At 34.9% G+C, this 22,097-nt stretch carries 21 protein-coding genes and 1 pseudogene; 10 read left to right on the forward strand and 12 right to left on the reverse strand.

What is annotated here, in order from left to right; translation table 11 throughout:
- Window positions 1-12: 12 nt before the first annotated feature.
- Window positions 13-468 carry a type II 3-dehydroquinate dehydratase gene (gene aroQ, locus AC4CVF_RS06625; protein WP_336950894.1) on the reverse strand — a complete coding sequence of 152 codons (456 nt, stop codon included), beginning with the start codon at window positions 466-468 and terminating at the stop codon, window positions 13-15.
- Window positions 469-703: 235 nt separating this feature from the next.
- Window positions 704-2,020 carry a Y-family DNA polymerase gene (locus AC4CVF_RS06630; RefSeq protein WP_490774127.1) on the reverse strand — a complete coding sequence of 439 codons (1,317 nt, stop codon included), beginning with the start codon at window positions 2,018-2,020 and terminating at the stop codon, window positions 704-706.
- A gap of 347 nt (window positions 2,021-2,367) precedes the next feature.
- Here AC4CVF_RS06630 and AC4CVF_RS06635 point away from each other — a divergent pair, with 347 nt between their 5' ends.
- The gene (locus tag AC4CVF_RS06635; RefSeq protein WP_490789112.1) at window positions 2,368-2,550 is read left to right on the forward strand and encodes a hypothetical protein; all 183 of its coding nucleotides are present in this window, start codon (window positions 2,368-2,370) and stop codon (window positions 2,548-2,550) included.
- Window positions 2,551-3,025: 475 nt separating this feature from the next.
- Here the strand turns inward: AC4CVF_RS06635 and AC4CVF_RS06640 are convergent, their stop codons facing one another.
- Together AC4CVF_RS06640 and AC4CVF_RS06645 are read right to left on the reverse strand one after the other, a co-directional pair.
- Window positions 3,026-4,228, reverse strand: a complete 1,203-nt coding sequence (locus tag AC4CVF_RS06640) for a winged helix-turn-helix domain-containing protein (RefSeq protein ID WP_490774126.1) — start codon at window positions 4,226-4,228, stop codon at window positions 3,026-3,028.
- A gap of 105 nt (window positions 4,229-4,333) precedes the next feature.
- Window positions 4,334-4,771, reverse strand: coding sequence for a LexA family protein (locus AC4CVF_RS06645; protein ID WP_490774125.1), 438 nt, complete (start codon window positions 4,769-4,771; stop codon window positions 4,334-4,336).
- 239 nt (window positions 4,772-5,010) lie between these two features.
- On the opposite strand from AC4CVF_RS06645, the gene AC4CVF_RS06650 reads away from it, so the two are divergent.
- The 3 genes and pseudogenes from AC4CVF_RS06650 to hpaR all read left to right on the forward strand — a co-directional run bounded on the left by AC4CVF_RS06650 (window position 5,011) and on the right by hpaR (window position 6,862).
- Complete coding sequence (locus tag AC4CVF_RS06650; RefSeq protein WP_336950899.1) at window positions 5,011-5,349, forward strand: immunity protein Imm33 domain-containing protein; 339 nt, start codon at window positions 5,011-5,013, stop codon at window positions 5,347-5,349.
- Between the two features lie 17 nt (window positions 5,350-5,366).
- Window positions 5,367-5,747, forward strand: coding sequence for a hypothetical protein (locus tag AC4CVF_RS06655; RefSeq protein ID WP_490774124.1), 381 nt, complete (start codon window positions 5,367-5,369; stop codon window positions 5,745-5,747).
- 683 nt (window positions 5,748-6,430) lie between these two features.
- Window positions 6,431-6,862, forward strand: a pseudogene (hpaR, locus tag AC4CVF_RS06660) (homoprotocatechuate degradation operon regulator HpaR).
- Between the two features lie 137 nt (window positions 6,863-6,999).
- Here hpaR and dsbG read toward each other — a convergent pair.
- The 4 genes from dsbG to AC4CVF_RS06680 all read right to left on the reverse strand — a co-directional run bounded on the left by dsbG (window position 7,000) and on the right by AC4CVF_RS06680 (window position 11,193).
- Window positions 7,000-7,749 (reverse strand): thiol:disulfide interchange protein DsbG, encoded by a 750-nt coding sequence (gene dsbG / locus AC4CVF_RS06665; protein ID WP_490774123.1) that lies wholly within the window; start codon window positions 7,747-7,749, stop codon window positions 7,000-7,002.
- A 57-nt stretch (window positions 7,750-7,806) separates the two neighbouring features.
- Window positions 7,807-8,637, reverse strand: coding sequence for a prolipoprotein diacylglyceryl transferase family protein (locus tag AC4CVF_RS06670; protein ID WP_336950902.1), 831 nt, complete (start codon window positions 8,635-8,637; stop codon window positions 7,807-7,809).
- A gap of 10 nt (window positions 8,638-8,647) precedes the next feature.
- A complete protein-coding gene (dsbD, locus tag AC4CVF_RS06675) occupies window positions 8,648-10,681 on the reverse strand; it encodes a protein-disulfide reductase DsbD (protein ID WP_490789113.1) in 2,034 nt (677 codons plus the stop codon).
- A gap of 68 nt (window positions 10,682-10,749) precedes the next feature.
- On the reverse strand, window positions 10,750-11,193 hold the full coding sequence (locus AC4CVF_RS06680; RefSeq protein WP_490789114.1) for a hypothetical protein: 444 nt from the start codon (window positions 11,191-11,193) through the stop codon (window positions 10,750-10,752).
- Between the two features lie 291 nt (window positions 11,194-11,484).
- Here AC4CVF_RS06680 and pepN point away from each other — a divergent pair, with 291 nt between their 5' ends.
- Window positions 11,485-14,094, forward strand: coding sequence for an aminopeptidase N (gene pepN, locus AC4CVF_RS06685; RefSeq protein ID WP_490789115.1), 2,610 nt, complete (start codon window positions 11,485-11,487; stop codon window positions 14,092-14,094).
- Window positions 14,095-14,201: 107 nt separating this feature from the next.
- Here pepN and xseB read toward each other — a convergent pair whose 3' ends face one another.
- Window positions 14,202-14,396 carry an exodeoxyribonuclease VII small subunit gene (gene xseB, locus AC4CVF_RS06690; protein WP_490789116.1) on the reverse strand — a complete coding sequence of 65 codons (195 nt, stop codon included), beginning with the start codon at window positions 14,394-14,396 and terminating at the stop codon, window positions 14,202-14,204.
- Window positions 14,389-15,651 (reverse strand): exodeoxyribonuclease VII large subunit, encoded by a 1,263-nt coding sequence (gene xseA, locus AC4CVF_RS06695; RefSeq protein WP_419327311.1) that lies wholly within the window; start codon window positions 15,649-15,651, stop codon window positions 14,389-14,391. Before xseA ends, xseB begins: the two co-directional genes overlap by 8 nt.
- Before the next feature lie 493 nt (window positions 15,652-16,144).
- On the opposite strand from xseA, the gene AC4CVF_RS06700 reads away from it, so the two are divergent.
- Window positions 16,145-16,546, forward strand: coding sequence for a hypothetical protein (locus AC4CVF_RS06700; protein WP_419327310.1), 402 nt, complete (start codon window positions 16,145-16,147; stop codon window positions 16,544-16,546).
- A 93-nt stretch (window positions 16,547-16,639) separates the two neighbouring features.
- Here AC4CVF_RS06700 and AC4CVF_RS06705 read toward each other — a convergent pair whose 3' ends face one another.
- Window positions 16,640-17,104: a DoxX family protein gene (locus AC4CVF_RS06705; RefSeq protein ID WP_419327309.1), complete on the reverse strand. Its 465-nt coding sequence runs from the start codon at window positions 17,102-17,104 to the stop codon at window positions 16,640-16,642.
- A 210-nt stretch (window positions 17,105-17,314) separates the two neighbouring features.
- On the opposite strand from AC4CVF_RS06705, the gene AC4CVF_RS06710 reads away from it, so the two are divergent.
- The 3 genes from AC4CVF_RS06710 (at window position 17,315) to AC4CVF_RS06720 (ending at window position 19,930) form a co-directional block, all read left to right on the forward strand.
- Window positions 17,315-17,440: a hypothetical protein gene (locus AC4CVF_RS06710; RefSeq protein WP_004821939.1), complete on the forward strand. Its 126-nt coding sequence runs from the start codon at window positions 17,315-17,317 to the stop codon at window positions 17,438-17,440.
- Between the two features lie 566 nt (window positions 17,441-18,006).
- Entirely contained in the window at window positions 18,007-18,387 is a 381-nt protein-coding gene (locus AC4CVF_RS06715) for an MliC family protein (protein ID WP_336950909.1), read from the forward strand.
- Between the two features lie 316 nt (window positions 18,388-18,703).
- Window positions 18,704-19,930, forward strand: coding sequence for an acetamidase/formamidase family protein (locus AC4CVF_RS06720; protein ID WP_336950910.1), 1,227 nt, complete (start codon window positions 18,704-18,706; stop codon window positions 19,928-19,930).
- A 259-nt stretch (window positions 19,931-20,189) separates the two neighbouring features.
- Here AC4CVF_RS06720 and AC4CVF_RS06725 read toward each other — a convergent pair whose 3' ends face one another.
- Window positions 20,190-20,471: a hypothetical protein gene (locus AC4CVF_RS06725; protein WP_336950911.1), complete on the reverse strand. Its 282-nt coding sequence runs from the start codon at window positions 20,469-20,471 to the stop codon at window positions 20,190-20,192.
- Window positions 20,472-20,809: 338 nt separating this feature from the next.
- On the opposite strand from AC4CVF_RS06725, the gene AC4CVF_RS06730 reads away from it, so the two are divergent.
- Entirely contained in the window at window positions 20,810-21,025 is a 216-nt protein-coding gene (locus AC4CVF_RS06730; RefSeq protein WP_336950913.1) for a hypothetical protein, read from the forward strand.
- Window positions 21,026-22,097: the final 1,072 nt, after the last annotated feature.

Consider the following 22,097-nt stretch of genomic DNA (forward strand, 5'->3'; position numbering starts at 1 on the left):
CGTATTCCTAAATTATGATTGGGTTGAAGATTTAAGTTTTTCGATGGCGAAATCAAGTGCAAAAGAATAGCCTTTGGCACCTAAACCACAAATGACGCCAACAGCTTTATCTGATAAATAAGAATGATGTCTAAATGCTTCACGTGCATGAACATTAGAAAGGTGTACCTCAATAAATGGAATCGCAACGCCAAGTAGAGCATCACGTACAGCAACTGAGGTATGGGTCAGCGCGGCAGGATTAATAATGATAAATTTTATGCCGTCTTGTTGTGCTTGGTGAATACGATCGACCACAGCTCCTTCCCAGTTGCTTTGAAAAGTATCTAAACTCATATTAGCTTGTCGTGCTTGGAGACTCAGTTGTTGGTTAATGTCATCCAATGTGAGGTGACCATAGACCTCAGGTTCGCGCTTTCCTAGCAAGTTTAAGTTTGGTCCGTGAATGACCAAAATGGTCGAACTCATTGAGAGTGCTCCAATTCAAAAGTCGCAAAAAAAATTGCAAGATGTCTGCAAAGTTTGCATATTATGGCATATTTTTCCACAAATACTTTATATTTTCTTTGAATCGTCGCGGAAACGCAGTGCCTTGTATGGGCTATATAATGTTAATTTTGTCTGTAAATGGCAATGTTAAAATATGACATTTTTAGCAGATGTTTTACAGAGACTTCATTTTAAACTGAGTGACCAAAACTATTCATTTGATTTGTGTAACAGCCATATGGCTATCATCAATACATAAGATGTCACTACAACGCGTTGTATAGCTTGGAGAACGATTTTGCTGACGCATTTTCCATGTTTCTTTGTCGGAATGATAACCTACTTGAATACAGTCTGAGCCAAAGCGTTGTTTCATACTGGAGAGTGTATCCATCAGTTGATCACGTTGCTGAATAAAGTCTACAGGATGCCATAAGTCATTGATGTGCTGGCTTTTGCTATGCAGTGCTGAGAACATGACGGCGACTTTTACATACTTTAAATTTTCTTTAAATAAAACATCAATTTGCTGTAATGCTGACTTGGTTAAAATCATCAAATCGTCTGTTGCATACATCAAGCCAATGACACTACTTTGTGCCTTTTTATAGGGTGCTTGAGCAACTTTTTCATATAAGGAAACATGCACAACTGCACACAGTTGGCGTTGCTTGCTTAGTCGTTGATGTGCACGATTGACATGGAAAATAATGGCTTGTTTAATAATCTCAACATTATTTAGAGCAGATGCAAAACTGCGTGACGAAAGGATACGTTTTGAGGGAATGTCTGCATCGTCCAAAGCAATACAGGATTGACCTTTTAGCTCACGAATGGTGCGTCCAATGACCACTGAAAACTCGCGTGCAAGGTAATGTTCATTGGCAAAAGTTAAGTCATAGCAATTATAAATATTATAAGCTTGTAACCGTTTGCTGGTTTTACGTCCAACACACCAGACCTCAGCGACACTGGTTTCAAGTAGTAAACTTTCAAAACTGCACAAATCTAAACCAGTCAGGTCACAGACACTATCAAAGCCGCGCCGTTTCTTGGCAAAACTATTGGCAAGCTTTGCTTGGGTTTTACTATAGCCAATACCAATACAACAGGGTAGACCAAGCCATTTTTGGATGGTTTCGATGAGTTTTCTACAGTAATCCTGTAGAACGAATAAGTCTTGATAGGAACTGAGATTGATAAAACACTCATCAATAGAGTAGGCTTCCAAATCCTCATCTTTAAAAAAAATCTTTAAAATTTTAAAAAAACGATCTGAAAAATCACCATATAAAGCATAGTTACTTGAAAAGGCGAGTACTCCGGCTTTTTGGGCTTGTTGTTCAACTTCATGCCAAGGGATAGCCATATCTATATTTAACGCCTTGGCTTCGTTGCTTCGTGAAACGACACAACCATCATTATTGCTTAATACGACAACTGGTTTGTTATTTAAACTGGGGTTAAATACGCGTTCGCAACTGACATAACAATTGTTAATGTCGATCAAAGCAAAAATTTGTTCACTCATGAGATATTTTGAAAAAGTTACAAATTCAAGTTAAATATTAAAAGATGTTTAAAATAAATTCAAATCAAATGTGGATTTATTCATCATTTGGACGGGATGATTTCAATAAAGGGATTGGCGAGATACAAAACTTAATAAGCACTGTTGAGCTTCGTAGTGGTTTAAGTAATTTAGGTAAAAATGCTGAATAGAGAAGTGATTCTTTTAAAAGGTATATCTTAAATTGCAGCTTACAATGTCGAAAAATGAAACATCTCAATCCTTGTATAGAAAACTGAAAGGGCTAAATTAACAGTTGTCGTAGATTTGTACGGCATATCCCAATATTGAAAAGGATGGATATGAAAATGGCTAATCAACAACAGAATCAGCAGAACGACCAACAAGGTCAGCCCAATCAATCTAATCAACAGCAGAAGCAACACAGTCAGCAAGATCAACAATCAAATCAACAAAACCAGCAAAAGCAACAATCCAACCAACAAGCTCAACCAAATCAGCAAAACCAACACAAGCCTCAGCAAAAATAGGGCTTTGAACTAAACTCAATCGTAGCTTTTAATGACAAAACGCCTCAACTTAGGTGTTTTGTCATTTTAGATTTAGATAGAGTTAACCTGTAAAAAACGCATACACAAGAATATATACAGCTACATATTAGAGGGGGAAGTTTAAATTTAATTTGCGTAGGCGATGCCTCCAAAAGATAATAAACCTTGCACTGCAAACAAAGCCGTGCTTTGTTTTGCTTATGTTGTGCAAGGGAACGTCCTGTACCATCGCATTCCCACCTTACAACGATAGGCGATATTTATGTCGCTCCACGGCAGGATAATCCTCTAGAATTCAATAATACAAAAAATTATTCATAACCAAAAAACTTCATACAAAAACATAAGCTTTATTGATGATCAATGACTTGATGCAAATCAATTGTATGAATAATTAAGTGGTTTGACTTTATTATGCTTTTAAAGCATTTTGATTTTAAGCTTACGTTACCTATCACTTGAATTGTTTCTTGCTATGATCAAGAATTTTATGAAGACCTTCATTTATATTTATACATTGATTAAATTGGGCAAAATAGTGTATTTCAGTGTTTAGTGTGCTAAAAAAATGCGCTGGATCCGCAATAGTATGATTAAGATGATAGGGTTCAAAATGTAGGCTGATGACTTCAAATTGATTTTTTGCCCGATGTGCTTTGCAATCTATACGTCCCACAATTTGATCCCCATATAAAATAGGTAGACAAAAATAACCAAATATACGTTTAGGTGGCGTCACATAACATTCCAATCGATAATCAAATTTAAACAGGGTATTTAGACGTTCACGATGTATCACCAGATTGTCAAAAGGAGAGAGAAGTTTGACTTTCAACTCAATAGTCGGGATCCGTTCTAAGGCATCGGTTGGGATATAAAGATTTTGACTATCTTTGTCCCTACTGCCTAATTGAGCTAAAGTGGTGATTACACCCGCATCTAATTTTTCATTGACAATGTCACGCATTGCCTTACGGATCTTTTGTCCAACTTTTAAATGCAACAATTGCTTCCATGTAAACACGCCATGTGCACGAAGCGTGGTATTGAACAAGTAGTGGGCATATTCCTCTAATGTAGGAACACTCAGATCAAGCTGACTTGGAATACAATATTCAGTCAGTTGATAGACTTTTTCCATACCATTACGTTCAGAAATCATCAAATCGCCTTGCATAAACAATTGTTCAATAGAACGACGCGCTAAACTTGAGTTCCACCAGCCCCCCGAATTTTGCTTATTGCCTTGTTCAATGTTACGTAATCGAATACTGCCTTCAGCTTTCGCCCGAGCCAGAATCTCATTCATAAAAGCTTGATCACCGTGCTTAAAATAACGATGCTCTCCATTTCTAATCGATGTCATATGAGGAAGTGCATAGCGATAATCCTGCATCGGTAAATAAGATGCTGCATGAAACCAATATTCAAAAATATGTTGTTGTTTGATCAGTTGATTTAAATGGCTTTGTTGATAATCCGGAACACGGTTCCATAAAATATGATGGTGGGCACGTTCTACTACTGAAATTGTATCAATCTGGACATAGCCAAGATGTTCAATGGCATGGCGTGTTCCAGATAACCCTGTACCGAACGAAGTAGGTGAAATTAGACCCTGATGAGAGAGTGCTAGGCGTCTTAATGATTCAATCATAACAATTATTTTTTTAACCTATTTTTAGTGAGTATTGGCTTACAAGAGTATCGCAAATGAAACTTTAAGATGATTAGCATAAACCAGTGCTGTCACTTTTAATGATCATTTTAATTTTTTAAGAATATAAGTAACTACGCCCCAAATCATAATTTGTTCTTCACTGTGTGGGTGAATATCTGGAAAATCAGGGTTTTCTGCTTTGAGCCAAATATCATAAATTCCTGTAGATACTTTAACTTGCATAAAGCGTTTGACTGTAAATTCATTGTTGATTAATGCCAAAACAATATCGCCATGTTCAGCCTCTAGACTACGATCAATTAAGATTTCATCTCCAATTTCAATACCTGCATTTTTCATTGATAAGGAGTTAACTTTTAATATAAAGGTTGCAATAGGGTTATGAATTAAGTGTTCATTTAAATCAATTTTCTTTTCAGTATAGTCTTGGGCGGGTGATGGAAAGCCTGCTGCAACAGTTTCTAAAGGATAAGGAATGCGAATGTTGCTACGAAATTCAATTGTAAGTAGATCTTGCATTGAAATAGACTCGATAACAGAGATGAGGGGATTCATTGATTTAAATTTTTCCCTTACAGTGCTATCACTTAATTTCGATGGAGAATTTAAATTTGGCTTCATCACGATTCAACTTGATAATGTAACATAATCAAGTTTACCAAAATAAATGCTTGATGCAAGATTCTTTTGGTGAATTGATTGTGATTGTCAAACTGTCAGCTTACAATTTGACAAAATCCAATCGCTCGGAAATGTACATGTTGCAAGATTTTGTAGAAGAACAGAAATTAGTGTGTGAAGAATTTGACTCTCGCTATATCAAAGTCAATGAAACGGATCTCGTGGCTATCGCTAAGCAAACATTAAATAAAGAACCGATCGTGGGTTTACGTAAACAGCCAGATGCTGAAAACGTGTCATGGTTTATTTATGGTGGTGAGTTGGAAGAGGGTGAAGATTTTTTTGATGTGATCAGTGTAAAAGAGCTTGAAGAGGTTTTTCCTGATGCGATTCCTTACCTTGCTTTAGAAGAAGGCTTTAGATTTATGATAGATGCTGATGAATACGAAGATGTATGGAAAGCAGATATTTTATAAAAAAGGTTTGCTCAAGCATGAGCTATAGATTTATTTTGACCCTCTGCAGTATTGTTCTGAGTAGTGTATTCAGTACCCCAAGTTTTGCTGAGCAATCCACGCAAAAACTCACTCAAGAACAATATGATCAGCGTATTCAAACCTATACTGATCAAGTCAATGTAACCAAACATATCTTGGATGAAGATCAGAGCACGATCACTGCAGCTGAACAGCATAAAGCATTTTGTTCGCGCTTAGATGCTTATCAAATGATTGCTAGAATTTCGAAAGAAAATTTAGAGCTCGATACGGCCAATATGATGTTAATGATTGCCAACAATTATTTAGATCGACAAAAGCAAAGTATTGAGCAGTCAGGAATGACGCTTGAGCTATTTTGTTCGATTAAGAAATAAGCAAAATGTCATTTAAGCCTTATTTTAGTCAAAAAATGATATTTAATTGGCTGAAAATGATAAGTTGTTTTTTTTTTAAATGATCAATAATAGACGCATTAAAGCAATACAAGATTTGATTTTCCCTGGTCTGTATTTTGTTTGGCTTTAAGCATCAATCATATGACTGATGCACCCTAAACTCGCTTAATTGCGAGTTTTTTAATGCGTGTGTTTTGTTCTGGCTTTGAATTCACACTAAGATCGTAAAAGATTGCAAGCCAATTAAAAGAAATATGACAACTCAATTCAAAAGGAAACAAGAGTTCACTTTTCAGCAGAATTTTAAAAAATAGAAGAGCAATCAAGATTGCGCATAAAGCCAAATAGGTTTAATTACTCTAAGCAAAGCTAAAAATTTTCTTAAATATTAGAATGATGTAAGTAAATTTAATTTTTGATTTTATTGATTTTTTATTTTATCTAAGGGGCAATGTTTTCATTTTTGAGCAGATGTTGTTACTGTGAGACTGTTATCCTGATCCGTATATATTTTTTTTATCACTTTCTAGTAAAGAAAATATGGGTTTATATGTATAAATTTATCAGTAAAAGTGTGATGTCGTTGCTGATATGTATTGAATAAATTCTTTAATTAATCAAGTGATTAATCTATCTGTTAATTTTTTATTTAAAGGGTTTTTATGAAATCTATCCGTTTATCGCCATCGTTTACTTTAGCATTGTTACAAGCCCGAGAAGCAACAATGACTCATTTTAGATCAGTATTAAATGAAATGGATTTTAACTGAGCAGAAATGGCGGGTGATTGCTGTAATTTATCAATATGATGAGCTTGAAAATAACCATTTGGCTGATTTGGTGTGTATTTCAAAGCCCAGTTTAACGGGAATCTTAAGTCGTATGCTTGATCGAAACTTGATTAAGAAATGCAAAATCTCCATGATCAACGGGTGAGTTTGATTCGGCTTAGTGAAGAGGGTAAACAATACTTTGAAACGCAAGCGAATAAAATGGAAGAAATTTATATAGATATTCAAATGCAATATGGTACAGAGAATATCCAACAACTTATGGGATTGTTAAATGATCTTTCGAAAATAAAACCACGATAAATTTTCAATTATCAGATCGCAAGTAAAACAATGGTTTAGGGATTAAAATAAAACTGCATGTCACTCAATTCATTTTAAATATGCAAAACACTTTAATCAAAAATGAGTGGGTTTTAATCACTCATTTTTATCATTGCTTAATCAAATAACTTTTTAATGTCTTTCGGTGCACCTTGCTGGCTTTGAATTTCACCTTTTGCATCTTTCCATACCATTGCTGGGGTAGCGTAAAAGCCGTATTTATCCATCAGTTTGGTATTTACATCTAACTTTTCAGATAATGCATTAGGAATACTTTTCATTTCCACCAATTTATTCTTACCGTTGCTTAAATTGTATTGTTTGAAAATTTCGGCAGGATTGGCGTGATTTAAAATCGTTGCGGCTTGTCCTTTACTGCTTGGACGAATTACCCCAACCATAATATGTCTTAATTGAACTTTTCCTGAATCTACAAAAGGACGCGCTTGTTGCCAAAAGGTATGACAGTAGGGGCAGTTTGGGTCGTTAAATACATAAACCACTTTAGGAGCATTGCTATCGCCGTCTTGAATCCAAGTCGATTTTTCGAGGCTCTTCCAAATTTCATCTAATACTGCACCTTTAACATGGGTATTAATTGCTTCTTCAGTTAAGTTTTTACCTGAAGCATTAAATAGATCACCAACGATATAGTGCTTTTGATCTTTTGAAATAAATATCGTAGATGGATATTCATCTTTATAACCTGTCCAACCCTCTAAACCTTCGGGTGCACTTATTTGCTTAACAAAGTTATAACCTTCTTTTTCCAATTTATTTTTAAGGAAATTTGCATCAGCAGCAAACAAAGAGCCACTTAACAACAAACCAAGCGAATAAATACCGAGTGTTTTTAAATCAATCATCAATATGACTCCTTAAGTTAAAAGCAATATTTCTTCAATCAATACCAATGAAATACATTATTCTGAAACTATCCTTTGAACTTTTTGGTGAAGCGCAGCATGGGTAAGTTCCCCCATATGTGTATCGATTAATTTGCCTTGTGCATTAAAAAATAAGGTGCTGGGTAAGCCAAACATTCCCATTTTATGTGCCGTTACACCGTCAAAGTCTAGTAGAACCCAATGCAAATTAAGTTTGTGTTGTTGCAAATACGTTTGCACTGCTTTGGCATCTTCATTTTGATTAATAAAGACAAATTGCACATTGGGATATCGTTGTTGCGCATCATTCAACACTGGCATTTCACGTCTGCATGGCGGACACCAACTGGCCCAAAGATTAATTACTGTGGGTTTGCCGAGGAATTGAGTCAGCTCAACATGCTCTTGTTGAAGACTCACTAAATTGACTTGAGGAAATTGTTGGTATTGCAATTGTACTTGTTGATAGAAATATTGACCTGAAATGAAAAACAGGGCAAAAGCCGCAAAAAATAGTGCAATAAAGCTTTTCTTCAGAGATCTGTTTTTCCAAATCATCCACAGGCCAGCACAAGCAATTCCCACATAAAGATGAAAACCTTTATCTTGAATCTTCCATATTTCAACTGGATGCTCTAAATAAACATCTAAGTTAAGTAAGACAAACCCAAGTCGTGCAGATAGCAGGCCAACCAAGAATGCAGACCAAATCGAGTCTTTAAACGCAGACCATTGTAAATTTGATACAGCAAAATATTGAAAGCAAAACTTTCCAATCACCACACTCATCAGTATCGCAAGCATGAGGATGGTTAATCCCCATGGCAACATAATCGGTCCTAAATGAATTGCCTGTGCAGTGATCATGGAAGTTTGTTTAACGTCCTGTGTGTATTTTTTCAGTTTGTTGAATAAGTTGTGGTGCTGAGAAGGTTCCAGTAAAGCGCAATTCACGGATTTCTTGCGCATTACTATTTAAAAACAACATGGTGGGTGGACCTAAAATTTCACGTTGTTTTAAAATAATATCTTGCGAGGCGTTGTATTGCGTTAAGTCTAATTGGATGAGCGTGAAGTTTTTCAATGCATCTTGTACATCTGTACGCGGGAATACTTCTTTTTCAATTGGTTGACACGCCACACACCAGTCTGCATAGACATCAATAATGATTGGTTTGTCTTGCTGTTTTGCATTGACCAATGCCAGTTCTAATTGTTCAGCGGTGGTCACTTTATTCCAAACTAAATGTTCTGTTTGGCTATGTTGAATTTGATAAGCAGAATAACTTTGTTGAATATTCCAAAAACCAGCAACTAAACTGGCTATTGCGATGATGGCTAGAATAACTTTATTGACTATTTTTTCACTGTCGCGTAGAGCAAAAAAGAGATAGATTGACAATGCGATACATAGCATGGCAAAAATTGCAGCGTACACAGTCGAAGGAAGCATTGGACGAATGAAATACAATGCAACCATCAACATAATAAAGCCGAAACTGACTTTAATCCGATCCATCCATTTACCTGGTTTTGGTAATAATTTAGAACCAAATACACTGGCAATAAATAAAGGTAAACCGATACCTAGACCTAGAATAAATAAGTACAAGCCACCTAATACAGCACTTTGAGTTTGTGAAACAAATAATAATGCGCCAGCAAGCGGGGCACTCATACATGGGCCAACAATGAGCGCTGATAATGCACCCATAACCACAGCACCGAGTACTGTCCCAGCTTTTTGATTATTTTGCAGATGACTTAATTTATTGGTAATAAATTGTGGTAAGTTTAATTGATATAAACCAAATAAATTTAAAGCCAGAACAACAAATAAAACTGCAAACAACGAAACAATCCAAGGGCTTTGGAACCAACGCTGAAAGCTATAACCAATTTCAGCCACCACAACACCCATAATCGCGTAAACTACAGCCATACTGATCACAAAGCATAAGGCAATCACAACAGCTTTATAACCTTTAGCACGTTGAATGATGATCCCTGAGAGAATAGGAATAAGCGGAAGCGAGCAGGGCAAAAAAGCCAATAAAATACCTAAACCAAAGAATACCAATAAGTTTAAAAACAGAGAGTCTTTAGATAATAGCTTAAAGAATGATTGATCATCATTCCATTGTAATGACGATGTAGTGTTTTTAGTGTCAATATTACTGTGTAAACCAGTAGAATTTTCTGTATCTGTAATGACATTACCGCTTGCAGCAGAAGCGTTGAAATTGTTTGGATTTACAGTGTTGTCTGCTTCATTAGTAGTTTTTTGTCCCAGCTCAGTGGTTTGTTCATCCAATACTTTGTCTAAACCTGTTTTTCCAACAGTTGAATTTACTTTAGTCTCAGCATTTTCTTTGATTTTTGTATCTAGAGCTGCGACTGCGGTATCAGATTGATTGAGTAATGAGCTAGTAGGATTGTTATTGAAAAGGCGTTTTGAAGATGTATTACTTTGCGGTAATAAGCCATCTGCATCAGTTGCAATGGTTTTTCTTTGTAATGGATAACATAAGCCATCTGCAGAACAACCTTGATACATCACTAAATATTGTGAATTAGGTTTAACCTGAATTTGTGTTGTCACATTTTCATAATGAACTTCAGTTTTCCCAAAAGTTGGATCATCTTTGATATGACCTTTGGGAAGACTTAAAGGTACAGCTTTATTGTTAATTGTTACTTTAAACTGATCATGATAGAGGTAATAGTGAGGTGCAACTGTCCATTTCAATTGTGCTTTATTTTCTGAAATTGATTCGGCAGAGAATTGAAAAGCTTGATCTGGTGGGAGAAACTCAGGATTGGCGTGGCTGATTGTACTTAGACTCAACAAAGTAAAACAACATACACTGAGCAATGTTCGCAACTTCATAATTCCATATCTTGATTTCATTTAAAGCCATTATCCATAATTTCAGATAAAGAAGGCATAATTCTAAGTTTTTCTTTGTAAAAATATCGTTAAAAACATTCAACTCCATTTTGCTTAAGTTTTTGAAAAATTTGTTCATCGTCATGATAGAGTCTGTCGAATTGGGTCATTTTCTTAGTTTTTTTACTGGTGTAATTGACATTGTAAAGCACAGCACCTTGATAAACGATTTCATAAGTTCCTGTTTCTTTCTGATTGATTATTTCTTTATAGAAATCGTGAAATTCACTCGGTCTACCTTGTGCTGTATCAACAGCATCATAGTGAGTAAATTTTAGCGAGATTTTTTTCATATAAGGATAATATTTTACTGTTTTGACTTTTGGAAATTCTTCCTCAGAAATAAGCAGAATATTATTGTTTTGACTTTCCTTAAAGCAAAAATATGGGGCAGTTTGCTTTGCATAAACAGACAAAGGGAGAAGACTCATTACCGTTATAAATAGCCTAAGCGATTTCATATATTTTCCCATTCTTGAATATCTTCAAGACGATCTTGTTTGAGTTTATCTAAAAATGTTAAAAAATCTTGTTTGCTTTTTATTGCATTAATTTTCATAAGCATCATTTCTGATTTACTGGATAAATTGTTGTATAAAGATAGGCCATCTCGCACGTTTTTTGCATTCTAACAATTGAAATTAATTTCAACTAGACCCATATAGAAATTAATCAACAGTACAGAACAGACATTTTGTGAAATTTGATTGATGATCAAGCTCACGATAACAAGTCGAAGCTCAACAATAGGATTAGGACATCATATGAATATCGCGGCAAACCCAGTAGTTGAAGCAAATCAAACTATATATTTAAAAGATTATCAAAAACCTTCATATGTTGTAGATTCAATCAATCTCGATATCCAAGTTTATGATGACCATACCAACGTAAACAGCAAATTAGTCATGAAACGTCAAGCAGCTGGAGATATGGTATTGCTTGGACGCGATCTTGAACTTAAATCAATTTCTATTAATGGTAAAAAACTGACTGAAAGTGAATATAGGCTTGATTCTGAGCAGTTGGTGATTGCCAATGCGCCAGATGAATCGATCGTTGAAACATCTGTAGTCATTCATCCTGAAACCAATACACAACTCGAAGGATTATATCTCGCGGGGAGTGATCTATTTGTCACTCAAAATGAGCCAGAAGGTTTCCGTAAAATCACTTTCTACCCTGATCGCCCAGATGTCTTATCCGTGTTCACCACTCGTGTAGAAGCCGATAACAAATACCCTGTGCTTTTGGCAAATGGGAACTTGATTGAAGCTGGTAAAACTGGTGATGAGCGCCACTATACCATTTGGGAAGATCCAACCAAAAAACCGGCTTATTTATTTGCCTGCGTAATTGGTGATTTAGCGGTTTTAAAAGACCGTTATACCACTTCAGAAGGTCGTGATGTGGCATTAGAAATTTATGCAGAAGAAAAAGATATCCCAAAATGTCATATTGCGATGGAAGCGTTAAAGCATTCTATGCGTTGGGATGAAGAACACTATGGACGTGCATATGATCTAGACAATTATATGATTGTGGCAACCAGTCAGTTCAATATGGGCGCAATGGAAAATAAAGGCTTAAATATTTTCAATACATCATGTGTGCTTGCTGATGAAGAATATACCACTGATGCAGCAATCATGCGTGTACAGTCTGTGATTGCTCATGAATATTTCCATAACTGGACAGGTAACCGTATTACTTGCCGTGATTGGTTCCAATTGTGTTTAAAAGAAGGCTTAACGGTTTTCCGTGATCAGTCTTTTTCAGAAGATCTACAATCAGCAGCAGTACAACGTATTGACGATGTTGCGGTTCTTAAAGCGCATCAATTCCCAGAAGATGCAGGCCCATTATCGCATCCGCCACGTCCAGATCATTTTGTCGAAATCAACAATTTCTATACTGCGACAGTGTATGAGAAAGGTGCGGAAATTAACCGCATGATGTCAACCTTATTGGGCAAGGAAAAATTCCGTAAGGGAACCGATGAATATTTTCAACGTCATGATGGCCAAGCTGTCACTGTTGAAGATTGGGTTGCTGCTTTAACTGCGGGTTCAGGTGTCGATTTATCTGCATTTTTAATCTGGTATAACCAACCAGGAACGCCAAAGCTTGAAGCGAAAGGTGAATATGATGAGAGTGCTCACACTTATCGTTTGAGTTTTAAACAAAGTTTAAAAACCCATCCTAAATATCCAAATTTAAAAGCTGTACCTATTCCTGTGGCTTTAGCATTGTTTAATGCAGAAACAGGTGAGCAGTACACCTTACATTCTGAGGCTTTATTTGAAAATGGGGTAAAAGATGGGGTGTATTTGTTTGATCAAACAGAAGCGACCATTGAATTTACAGGCGTGACCGAAAAGCCTGTAGCATCTTTATTACGGAATTTCTCAGCACCGGTAAATCTTGAATTTAATTATTCAGATGAAGAACTTGCCTTCTTGCTACAATATGAAACCAATGGTTTTAATCAGTGGCAAGCAACACAGACTTTACTTGAGCGTATTTTGCTTAATGGTCATGATGCTCAAATTTATGTAGAGGCAATTAAACAGACCTTACCAAGTGTAATTGAAAAAGATCCACTCTTGGCATCACGCTTATTTGATGTACCAAGTGAAGGTTATTTGGGTAGTCGTATCGACCAAGATTATAATCCTTTGATTGTAAATGAAGCACGTGAAGCTTTGTTGAATCAATTGGCAAAAGTACTGGATGACTTTGTTAAAGAAACATATTTATCACTTGATCCAGATTCACAAAATGAATTTTCACAAGCAATGGGTGTTCGTGCTCTGAAAAATATTATGTTGAGTTTTATGGCACGTCAGGGGGATACCGCAGTATTTGATTTGGCTTATGCACAGTATGAAAATTCTGTCAATATGTCTGAGCGACTTGGCGCACTTAAAGTATTGGTATGGAATGATGCTCCACAAGCAAAAGCAGCCTTAGAGGACTTCTATAAGCGCTTTAAGGATGAAGCATTGTCATTAGATCAATGGTTTATGATTCAAGCAGCGCATCCGAAAGCAACCGCTGAAACGATTCAGTATTTAACTTCACATGCTGATTATGATTTAGGTACACCTAACCGTATTCGTTCAGTAAGTGGTGGTTTAAATGCCAATCCTGTCAATGCATGGAGTTTTGGTGTTCAGCATTTTGTCGATTTGGCGAAGTATTTGGATGAGAAAAATCCAATTGTTGGGTCTCGTTTACTTCAAGTCCTCACCCGCTGGTATACATTAGCTGAGCCACAACGAAGTGAAGTAAAAGCCGCACTTGATGGATTAAAATCTCAAGTGAAATCAAAAAATGTCAGTGAAACCTTAAATAGTATGTTAAGTGTTTAATGGCTTATAATTTTTTGATTTAATTATATTTGTAATGCTATTTCTCTTATTTTTATAGGGGAAATAGCATATTTATAAGTTCTTAAACATTCAGATTTATTATTTATCTATTCCTTAAAAGTCTCATTTAAAGCTTGTTGCACCGCATCTACACGTGACTTACAGGTTTTATATGCAGACATAGATTCTTCAACAATCTTCATTAAATTATCAATATCAGGTTCTTCTTGAGATTCTAATAATTCTGCATTTTTCTTTAGAACGTCATAACCTTCTTTAAATGTTAAATCTTGTTTAGCCATTGCTTAATACCTGTGTCACATTTGCGTTGATCGTGCCATCCAGTAACTCTACTTGGATGCGATCAGTTGAAATTTGTTGAATAGAACGAATGGCTTTACCATCACTACGGACAATAGCATAACCTTTGGCCATGACATGACGTGGATTTTGCAAAAGCGTTTCACGCATGAGTGATTCAACTTGATTGGATGCCAATTTAATCAGTTGCTGTGCCAAATACTGAACAGTACCTTTCATCAAATCTAAGCTTTTATTTGCCTCATTGATCTGCCCTTGAGAAAGCGTTTTAATGACTTTGATGTATTGATCATTTTGGCTTTGGTAAGCAGTGATTTGATGTTGAGATAACAGTTTAATCTTCTGTAGAGAATCTAGCACATCTTGGGTTCGCTCTACGATTAGATTTCGAATCCCTGCAATCACTTTACTCGGTGTATCAAAAGAACGGTTCGCTACTTCATCTAAAATGGTTCTATCTTTTTCATGACCTATACCTACCCAGATTGGAACAGAGCGTTTGCAAAGTAGCGCAGCGAGATTGTAATCATTGAGATAGGCCAGATCATTGACTGCACCTCCACCACGAATAATCACAATAAGATCTGGTGGGGTGTTGAGGTCTTTCGCCCATTGTCGTAATCCATTTGCTAAAGCTTCAGAAATACTTGTAGCCGCAGTGTTCCCCTGAAACGTTGCTGTATGATAGACAAAATGACAAACGCCAGCTTGATCGAGAGCATCTGCATCTTTCTTAAAGTCACCCAAGCCAGCAGCATTTTCAGGAGCAATGACGAGCACATTCTCAATATCAAATGGGGTAGGCAGTAATTTATTTTTATTCAGTAAACCTTCGCTGGTCAGTCTCTCTAGAATTTGTTGATAACGCCGTGCAAGATCACCTAAGGTATAACTTGAATCTATTGCTTCAATATTGACTGAAAAACCATATTGGGGATTAAATACAGCTTTCACTTTAATCAGTACATTGAGATCACGAGAGAGTTCAATGCCACTTTCACGCTCAAACTTTAACACCATTTTGGCAGCAGAGAATTTCCAGATTGTTGCCTTACAACTGGCAATGACTTTATCTGAATCTTCCTCCTTTTCTGCAAGTTCTAAGTAGTAGTGGCCGCCCTTGATGCTTAGATTTCTAATCTCAGCTTTTACCCATATTGGTTCATCAAAAGTTACACGTATAACTTCTTGAACAGTTGCAAGGTATTCGCTTAAGGAAAGCTGTAAGTCAGACATACAAAGGCAATTACGGTAAATTTATCTAAAATAGTATATAACATGGTGGCTCAAGGCGGTGAAGATATATTGATCTTATACATCGGGTATGGCATATTTTTATGATGTTGATGGGCGTTATCGACATCTACTTAAACCAAATTATTTTTTAGTCTTTAAAGTAAAAACACAAGTGAAATCATTAATATTTATTAGCTTTTTTATTGGTATTTTGTACCAGCTATGATTTAGAAAGTAATCATGCGCATTGTATGGGATATGGAGCAGATGTCAGTAACGTTACATCAACAATGAGTGATTATGATCGCTTTAGATATCAGAGTCAGAATGGGATGAGTATGCTTAACAGTAATGCACTCTCACCGAAAATGCGAACCGATTGTTATAAAATTGACCCGAAACAAACCAAATAACTTCAAAGCTCATCAAGGGATGGGCTTTAATTTTATGTAAACTAAACTTCTTTTATAGAGCATTCAAAAAATTATAAATTATGAAAAAAATCCTTTTTTTATTTATTTTATGGATATCACAGCTTTGTTATGCAGATCCAATAATGCCAATTTTTGATAAAAAATTAAATATAGAGAAATTCAAAGAACATTTTGATCGTGATCATACTCGGTATCCTGAAAATGATAAATTAATCGCAGAACGAGAAACAGCTTTGGATCAACCTAAATATAAAGTGATTGTGACGAGAATAATATTTGGTAGAGAATATGAGCTTCAAACTTATATCAAAATGATTGGTTATCACGACTGCGAAGCTAGAAAAATTTTCTTATATTCAGGATATTATGATTACAATGCAGATCTTACTGAAACTTATAGAACTGTGACTAAATTTCCACAGGGTAGTAAGTTGATTGAAGATGCTTGTTTAGATAAATAAATTTTAAAATTTCATTTAAAGATAAATTCTCATACATCATAATCAACTAATATATTATTTTAATAACCCATTTCCCCAAAAAGTGGGTAATTTCTAAAAGTATTTTTTGAAAAAAAGTTTATCTAGCGTGAAAGAATCTGGCTTGTTTGTAAAAATAAAAAGTAAAATGAAAATATAAAGCAAATCATGGGTATAAAAAAACCAGCTTATCCAAGTGATCAAATTAAGACCCGGTGGAATTGTATAAATACCAACGGTTACGAGTGCTACAAAGCAAATAAAGAGCAATATAAGGCTGGTTAACTGAGTAAATAATCCTAGGGTTAGCAATAGCCCGAATGCAAATTCAAATAAAGAAACAATGATAGCTGTGACTTCTGGAAAAGGTATACCAGCAGAAACAATCGTTTCCAACATGATTTGTTGATTTTTCTCTACAAATAATTTGTTATAACCCGTTGTTAAGAAAAATAAACCGATTGAAACTCTGGTTAATATTAAGGCGAACTGACTAAATTTTGGCGAATTAAATGGATTTTTAAAGAGAAAACCAAGCATGTGTCTATAATTCTGAAAATTAAAAAATATCTTAATAATCTGAGTAGACTTTTTAAATGTAAGCATTGTTGGTGAGTGTATATAATTTGTCATTTATACAGATTTAAAATTTTGCAAGTCAGTTCGAAATGTTACCTAAGTTTCATAAAATACACATTATGAAGTTCATACTTTGATATGGTATATTTTTTAAGCAAAATTGAGCGAACTATGAAAATCTTTTCAATTTTAAGTTTAGCTATGCTGATCGGTTTAACAGCGTGTCAAAAAAGAGATACAGATACACAAAAGCAAGATCAAACAACAACGCCACATTCAGTGGATAAGGACAGTTAATCCAACGCCCACTGATACAGTGGGCTGATTGATATGATGCATTGGTCGAAATCGAAATCATGTTTATGATAAGACGCTTAAAGCGTTTTTTTATTGTAAAAATAAAGTCTTGTTTGAGATTAGAAAAATATTTTATAGATAGATCTTTGATTCTTTAGGCTCGATTTCACAATTAAAAGATATCGAAAAGTGGGAGGATTATTAAATTATAAAGCAAAGTTTTATTTAGATATTTTATATCTAATTCATGTAATTTTTAGGCTTTCTCTATAAGAATTCATACTAGAGGTATAAGCTATGATAGCCGAGTAATTTTCTGTAATGATATAAAACTGCCTCGTCCTAATCGGCAATGACAGCACTTGTCTGAGCTCAATACATCTTGCTAATTGATTAAAAAATAAATTTAAATATATAAATTAAAAGAAATTCAAGCTTAAAATGTATAGGGTTCTAAATGATTTTTATGATTTGTGTAGATAACAAGTAGTAATTCGCAATTAGTGGTTGGATTGCTCTAAAGCGCTATGTTAGAACTTAACTTCCATATTTATTCGAGATTAAACATGAAAAAATTATTATTAATTTCATCTTTTTTAGCTGTTGTTTTTGTTGCTGGGTGTAATGCAAAAGACAAAGATAAAGCGACATCTCCTGATAATGAGGTAAGTAGCAGCGCAGTTGCTGTTGATACAAATGAGTCAGCTGAAAAAACGGTAAAGTATGAAACAGCTGATAAGAAACAATTTACGCTGAAGACCAGTGATAATTTTGTTACAGCAACATTAACTGATAATGATGGAAATAATTACTCCTTGAAAGAGGTTCCTGCTGGAAGTGGTATGCGTCTTGAGGGGGAAAATGGTGTTTCAATTCATTCTAAAGGCGATGAAGGAACCATTGAACTTGCAAAAGATAAATCTTTTACAGTGAAAGAAGTAAAATAGAGTTGTAACTTCAACAGCCTCACCATCTGGTGGGGTTTTTTATTGTCAATCAATAATGAAATTAATATGGTATGTTCAAGTGATTTGTAGAAAGTAGAGTGCAAACCATAATTTAGAATAGACATCTTTAAAATTCAATTGAAATAAGATATTTAAGCATACTTCCTCATTTATGCACTTGATTAGAACGCACAGATGAAAATAATTAGCGCACTTTTCATTGAAATGCTTAAATTAATGTAATTTTACCGTGGCATGAAATTTGCTGAAGCTCCTTTGCAATATTTTTATTTTTCAATTGTTAAAGGTATTTTTTATGTTTAAGCAGACGGTTCTTTCACTGTTTATTTGCAGTGCTATCAGTACTTCAGCAGTTAATGCTGAAAGTTTTAATGTCCTTAAGCAATTATCCAACAAGCCTGTTCAATTAAAAGACGGTGAATACAAAGGTAATTATTATGTACCATCAACTTTAAACACGATTACTTGGGGTTACTTACCGAATAAAGAAGCAAAGCCAGTGATAACTGTTCCATCGGGAAGTGTTGTGACTTTCGATACAGTTTCACATGAGGGGTTACTTGAAGATCAAGGACGAGATGCAGAAAAATTCTTTAAATCCAAAGGGGTACGGGATGAATATATTTTAGATGAAGCAAAAAATATTACCAAATCTTCGCTAAAACATGATTTTCATAAAGATGGTCCTCATATTGTGACTGGTCCAATAGCAATTCAAGGTGCGCAACCAGGTGATATTTTAAAAGTAGAAGTCATTAAAGTAGAGCCTCGTGTTCCATATGGCGTCATTTCGAATCGTCATGGTAAAGGTGCATTAGTGGGTGAGTATCCTAAAAGACCACAACAAGAAAATGCTTCGGCTGAACATCCTGAGCGATATGGGAATGTTTCAGTATTTACTCCAATAGAAAAAAATGCAAAGGGTGAATATGAGGGGGTATTAAAAACAGAATCGGGTAAATCGATTCGTTTCCCACTGAGCCCTTTCATGGGGATCATGGGAGTCGCGCCGAATACATCAGAACCAGTGCATTCAGTTCCACCCGCGATGTATGGTGGCAATATTGATATAAATGAGTTAGGTGCTGGATCAACTGCATATTACCCAGTACAAGTGCCAGGTGCATTGTTTTATACAGGTGATAGTCATTTTGCCCAAGGTGATGGCGAAGTTGCTTTAACTGCATTAGAAGCCTCAGCAAGAGCAACACTCAAGTTCACTTTATTAAAAACAGGCAAAGATAAAATCCCAGGTAAAGAAATCGTACAGCCATTAGCCGAAAATGCTGAATTTTGGATCACACCCGGATTAGATCAAGATTTAGATGAAGCAATGAAAAAATCTACACGTGAAGCGATCCGTTTTTTAAACCAAGAATATGGTATTGATGAAGCGATTGCTTATGCCTACCTCAGTGCTGCTACTGATTTTGAAGTATCGCAAGTGGTAGATAAGACCAAGGGAATTCATGCCAAAATACGTAAAGCTGACTTTAAAGAGTTTGTTGAAGACCATAAATAAAATTAAAGCTGCTTAATTAAATATCCTTGAAAGTACCGCCGTGATGTAATTTCAAGGATTTATGATTAGATCTAAAATAATATATAATCCATAAAACGATAATTTAAACGTTATGCATTCATTTCCTTCAATTCAATCATTTATGCTTTGAAACTACATTTTATTGTGATTCTGACTCTCAACAGGAAAGGCATGACTTTTGAAACATGATCAATCGGGTTGGTTTAAACTTTGGTCATGTCCATTCAGTACGCAAAATTTAAACATGAATCATACTTTTACTATTTATATCCTCTATCCAGTCATTTAAATCTAAATCATTGGTAAAAGAATGTTCACCATCGATCTTAAAGACTAACAATGAGTCATGAATACTAATAATATTCGCTAAATGCTGGCGAATGATGTTGGCTTCATAAGTTGTATTGATCAGCCAAGTGGTAGGATTTACTCGAATTGAAGCATCATAGTCACAAATGAGCTTATGCATTTCATCAAAATGGTGTGCCTGTGATGAATTTAAAATAATCAAATAATTCATATTAACAACCTCCATAAAAGAGATTTAGATAAAATAACTTTTATTATGAAATGTGATAAGTATCACGATTTTTTCAATCTAACATCAAAGTATTTTGATCAGGTGAAAAAATGTCGGACAATCTAAAGCTGATTTTTGATGATGTGTTAAATTTTTTTATTGTATTGTTCAAGAAAATTATTAGTGGATATTCCTTTTGTTACATAATAAATAATCAAAAATTTTAAATACTGGCTAAATTGAAGTATGATTAAGTTTAAAATATTTAAACAATAAGCTCATCAAAAGATGGGCTTTTTTGTCTTACTCTCTCTGTGTTATAAAGTTTGAGGCTTAAAATGCTGGTTAAAATAGAAGATGGTTTTTACCTAAATTCACTGCATATTATCGCGATACATGTTTCTAAAAATATGATTACGCAGAATTTTTCTATAAATATAGAATATACCCCGCACAATCAAAATGCCAATGGCCTATATCATAAAATGTGTCAAACCAAAGCTGAAGCGGATTTATTTTTGCAAAGTCTACATCAACAAATCGCGCAAATATAAATTAAAATTTTTAGTTGTTTTTAGCATTGAAATTAAAAGTAAAAAACTTCATTTTTTAGACTATGTTTGGGTCAAAATTGAAGTTATCGATAATGTGAAAATCACAATGATCGAACATTTTGAAGATCAAAATGTGTAAACTGAAAATTCTTATTTGTATAATTTCACTATTCACATTATCAGCTTGCCAAAATATGCAAAAAAATAACAAAATCCTTGCTAAGGTGATTGATACTTGAACACTATTTGATAGATAAACATGCACCAAAGAATGTCATTGTTAGAAATAACATTCGTTATCAAGAACAGCTAAAACTCAGTTTAGATCTCTAGCAGTCAAAAGATATTCAACACCTTGATAAAACGTCCAAGCGTGATTTGGATTCATGGTGGTGGTTGGATTTCAGGTGCTAAAGATAATGCTAAAGGATATTTTAAGCTGCTTGCAGCATAAAGTTATAATGTTGTTTTGGTGCGATAGCAATTTGCAGCACAAGCAACTTATCCAACGCAATTGTATCAAATCAATATCGCACTGCAATTTATCCAGCAAAATGCAAAAAAACCATATAAATGCAGATCAATTATTTTTAGCAGGGGATTCAGCTGGGATTAATTCAGCCAGTCCTTATGTAGTGCTTCTCACGAGCCCTAATATCTCCATGCAATCTGGATTTATAGCTACGATAGAAGCTTCACAACTTAAGGAATTGATCTTGTAATGTGGGATCTATGATATGAATGCTTTTATCCATACAGCACCAGATGAAATCAAACTGATTGAGTGAGGGTAAATAAGCTTGTCCAAGTTTATATAGCTAATCAAAAAGATAATCCTGAATATTTAAAACTTTGATCACCTCTACAGCTTTTTACCAAAAACTATCCGCCTCTTTTTTATCAGTGGGGGAAATAAAGATTTTTTGACTGATACGAAATCCATTCCTTTTGTAAAAGCTTTGCAAGAAAAGCAAAATCCTCGTTCAAGCTATTTCCTACCCCGAATCAAAAGAATAGTTGGTCCATGAGTATCGATTTTCTTAGGTAAAAAAGCGAGCCAATAAATATTTAA

The organism is Acinetobacter sp. LipI_19 (assembly GCF_058242925.1).

Bases quoted from the DNA above. Each gene is read 5' to 3' on its own strand.
- aroQ (WP_336950894.1), bottom strand. From the start codon at position 468: ATGAGTTCGACCATTTTGGTCATTCACGGACCAAACTTAAACTTGCTA.
- AC4CVF_RS06630 (WP_490774127.1), bottom strand. From the start codon at position 2,020: ATGAGTGAACAAATTTTTGCTTTGATCGACATTAACAATTGTTATGTC.
- AC4CVF_RS06635 (WP_490789112.1), top strand. From the start codon at position 2,368: ATGGCTAATCAACAACAGAATCAGCAGAACGACCAACAAGGTCAGCCC.
- AC4CVF_RS06640 (WP_490774126.1), bottom strand. From the start codon at position 4,228: ATGATTGAATCATTAAGACGCCTAGCACTCTCTCATCAGGGTCTAATT.
- AC4CVF_RS06645 (WP_490774125.1), bottom strand. From the start codon at position 4,771: ATGCAAGATCTACTTACAATTGAATTTCGTAGCAACATTCGCATTCCT.
- AC4CVF_RS06650 (WP_336950899.1), top strand. From the start codon at position 5,011: ATGTTGCAAGATTTTGTAGAAGAACAGAAATTAGTGTGTGAAGAATTT.
- AC4CVF_RS06655 (WP_490774124.1), top strand. From the start codon at position 5,367: ATGAGCTATAGATTTATTTTGACCCTCTGCAGTATTGTTCTGAGTAGT.
- dsbG (WP_490774123.1), bottom strand. From the start codon at position 7,749: ATGATTGATTTAAAAACACTCGGTATTTATTCGCTTGGTTTGTTGTTA.
- AC4CVF_RS06670 (WP_336950902.1), bottom strand. From the start codon at position 8,637: ATGATCACTGCACAGGCAATTCATTTAGGACCGATTATGTTGCCATGG.
- dsbD (WP_490789113.1), bottom strand. From the start codon at position 10,681: ATGAAATCAAGATATGGAATTATGAAGTTGCGAACATTGCTCAGTGTA.
- AC4CVF_RS06680 (WP_490789114.1), bottom strand. From the start codon at position 11,193: ATGGGAAAATATATGAAATCGCTTAGGCTATTTATAACGGTAATGAGT.
- pepN (WP_490789115.1), top strand. From the start codon at position 11,485: ATGAATATCGCGGCAAACCCAGTAGTTGAAGCAAATCAAACTATATAT.
- xseB (WP_490789116.1), bottom strand. From the start codon at position 14,396: ATGGCTAAACAAGATTTAACATTTAAAGAAGGTTATGACGTTCTAAAG.
- xseA (WP_419327311.1), bottom strand. From the start codon at position 15,651: ATGTCTGACTTACAGCTTTCCTTAAGCGAATACCTTGCAACTGTTCAA.
- AC4CVF_RS06700 (WP_419327310.1), top strand. From the start codon at position 16,145: ATGAAAAAAATCCTTTTTTTATTTATTTTATGGATATCACAGCTTTGT.
- AC4CVF_RS06705 (WP_419327309.1), bottom strand. From the start codon at position 17,104: ATGCTTGGTTTTCTCTTTAAAAATCCATTTAATTCGCCAAAATTTAGT.
- AC4CVF_RS06710 (WP_004821939.1), top strand. From the start codon at position 17,315: ATGAAAATCTTTTCAATTTTAAGTTTAGCTATGCTGATCGGTTTAACA.
- AC4CVF_RS06715 (WP_336950909.1), top strand. From the start codon at position 18,007: ATGAAAAAATTATTATTAATTTCATCTTTTTTAGCTGTTGTTTTTGTT.
- AC4CVF_RS06720 (WP_336950910.1), top strand. From the start codon at position 18,704: ATGTTTAAGCAGACGGTTCTTTCACTGTTTATTTGCAGTGCTATCAGT.
- AC4CVF_RS06725 (WP_336950911.1), bottom strand. From the start codon at position 20,471: ATGAATTATTTGATTATTTTAAATTCATCACAGGCACACCATTTTGAT.
- AC4CVF_RS06730 (WP_336950913.1), top strand. From the start codon at position 20,810: ATGCTGGTTAAAATAGAAGATGGTTTTTACCTAAATTCACTGCATATT.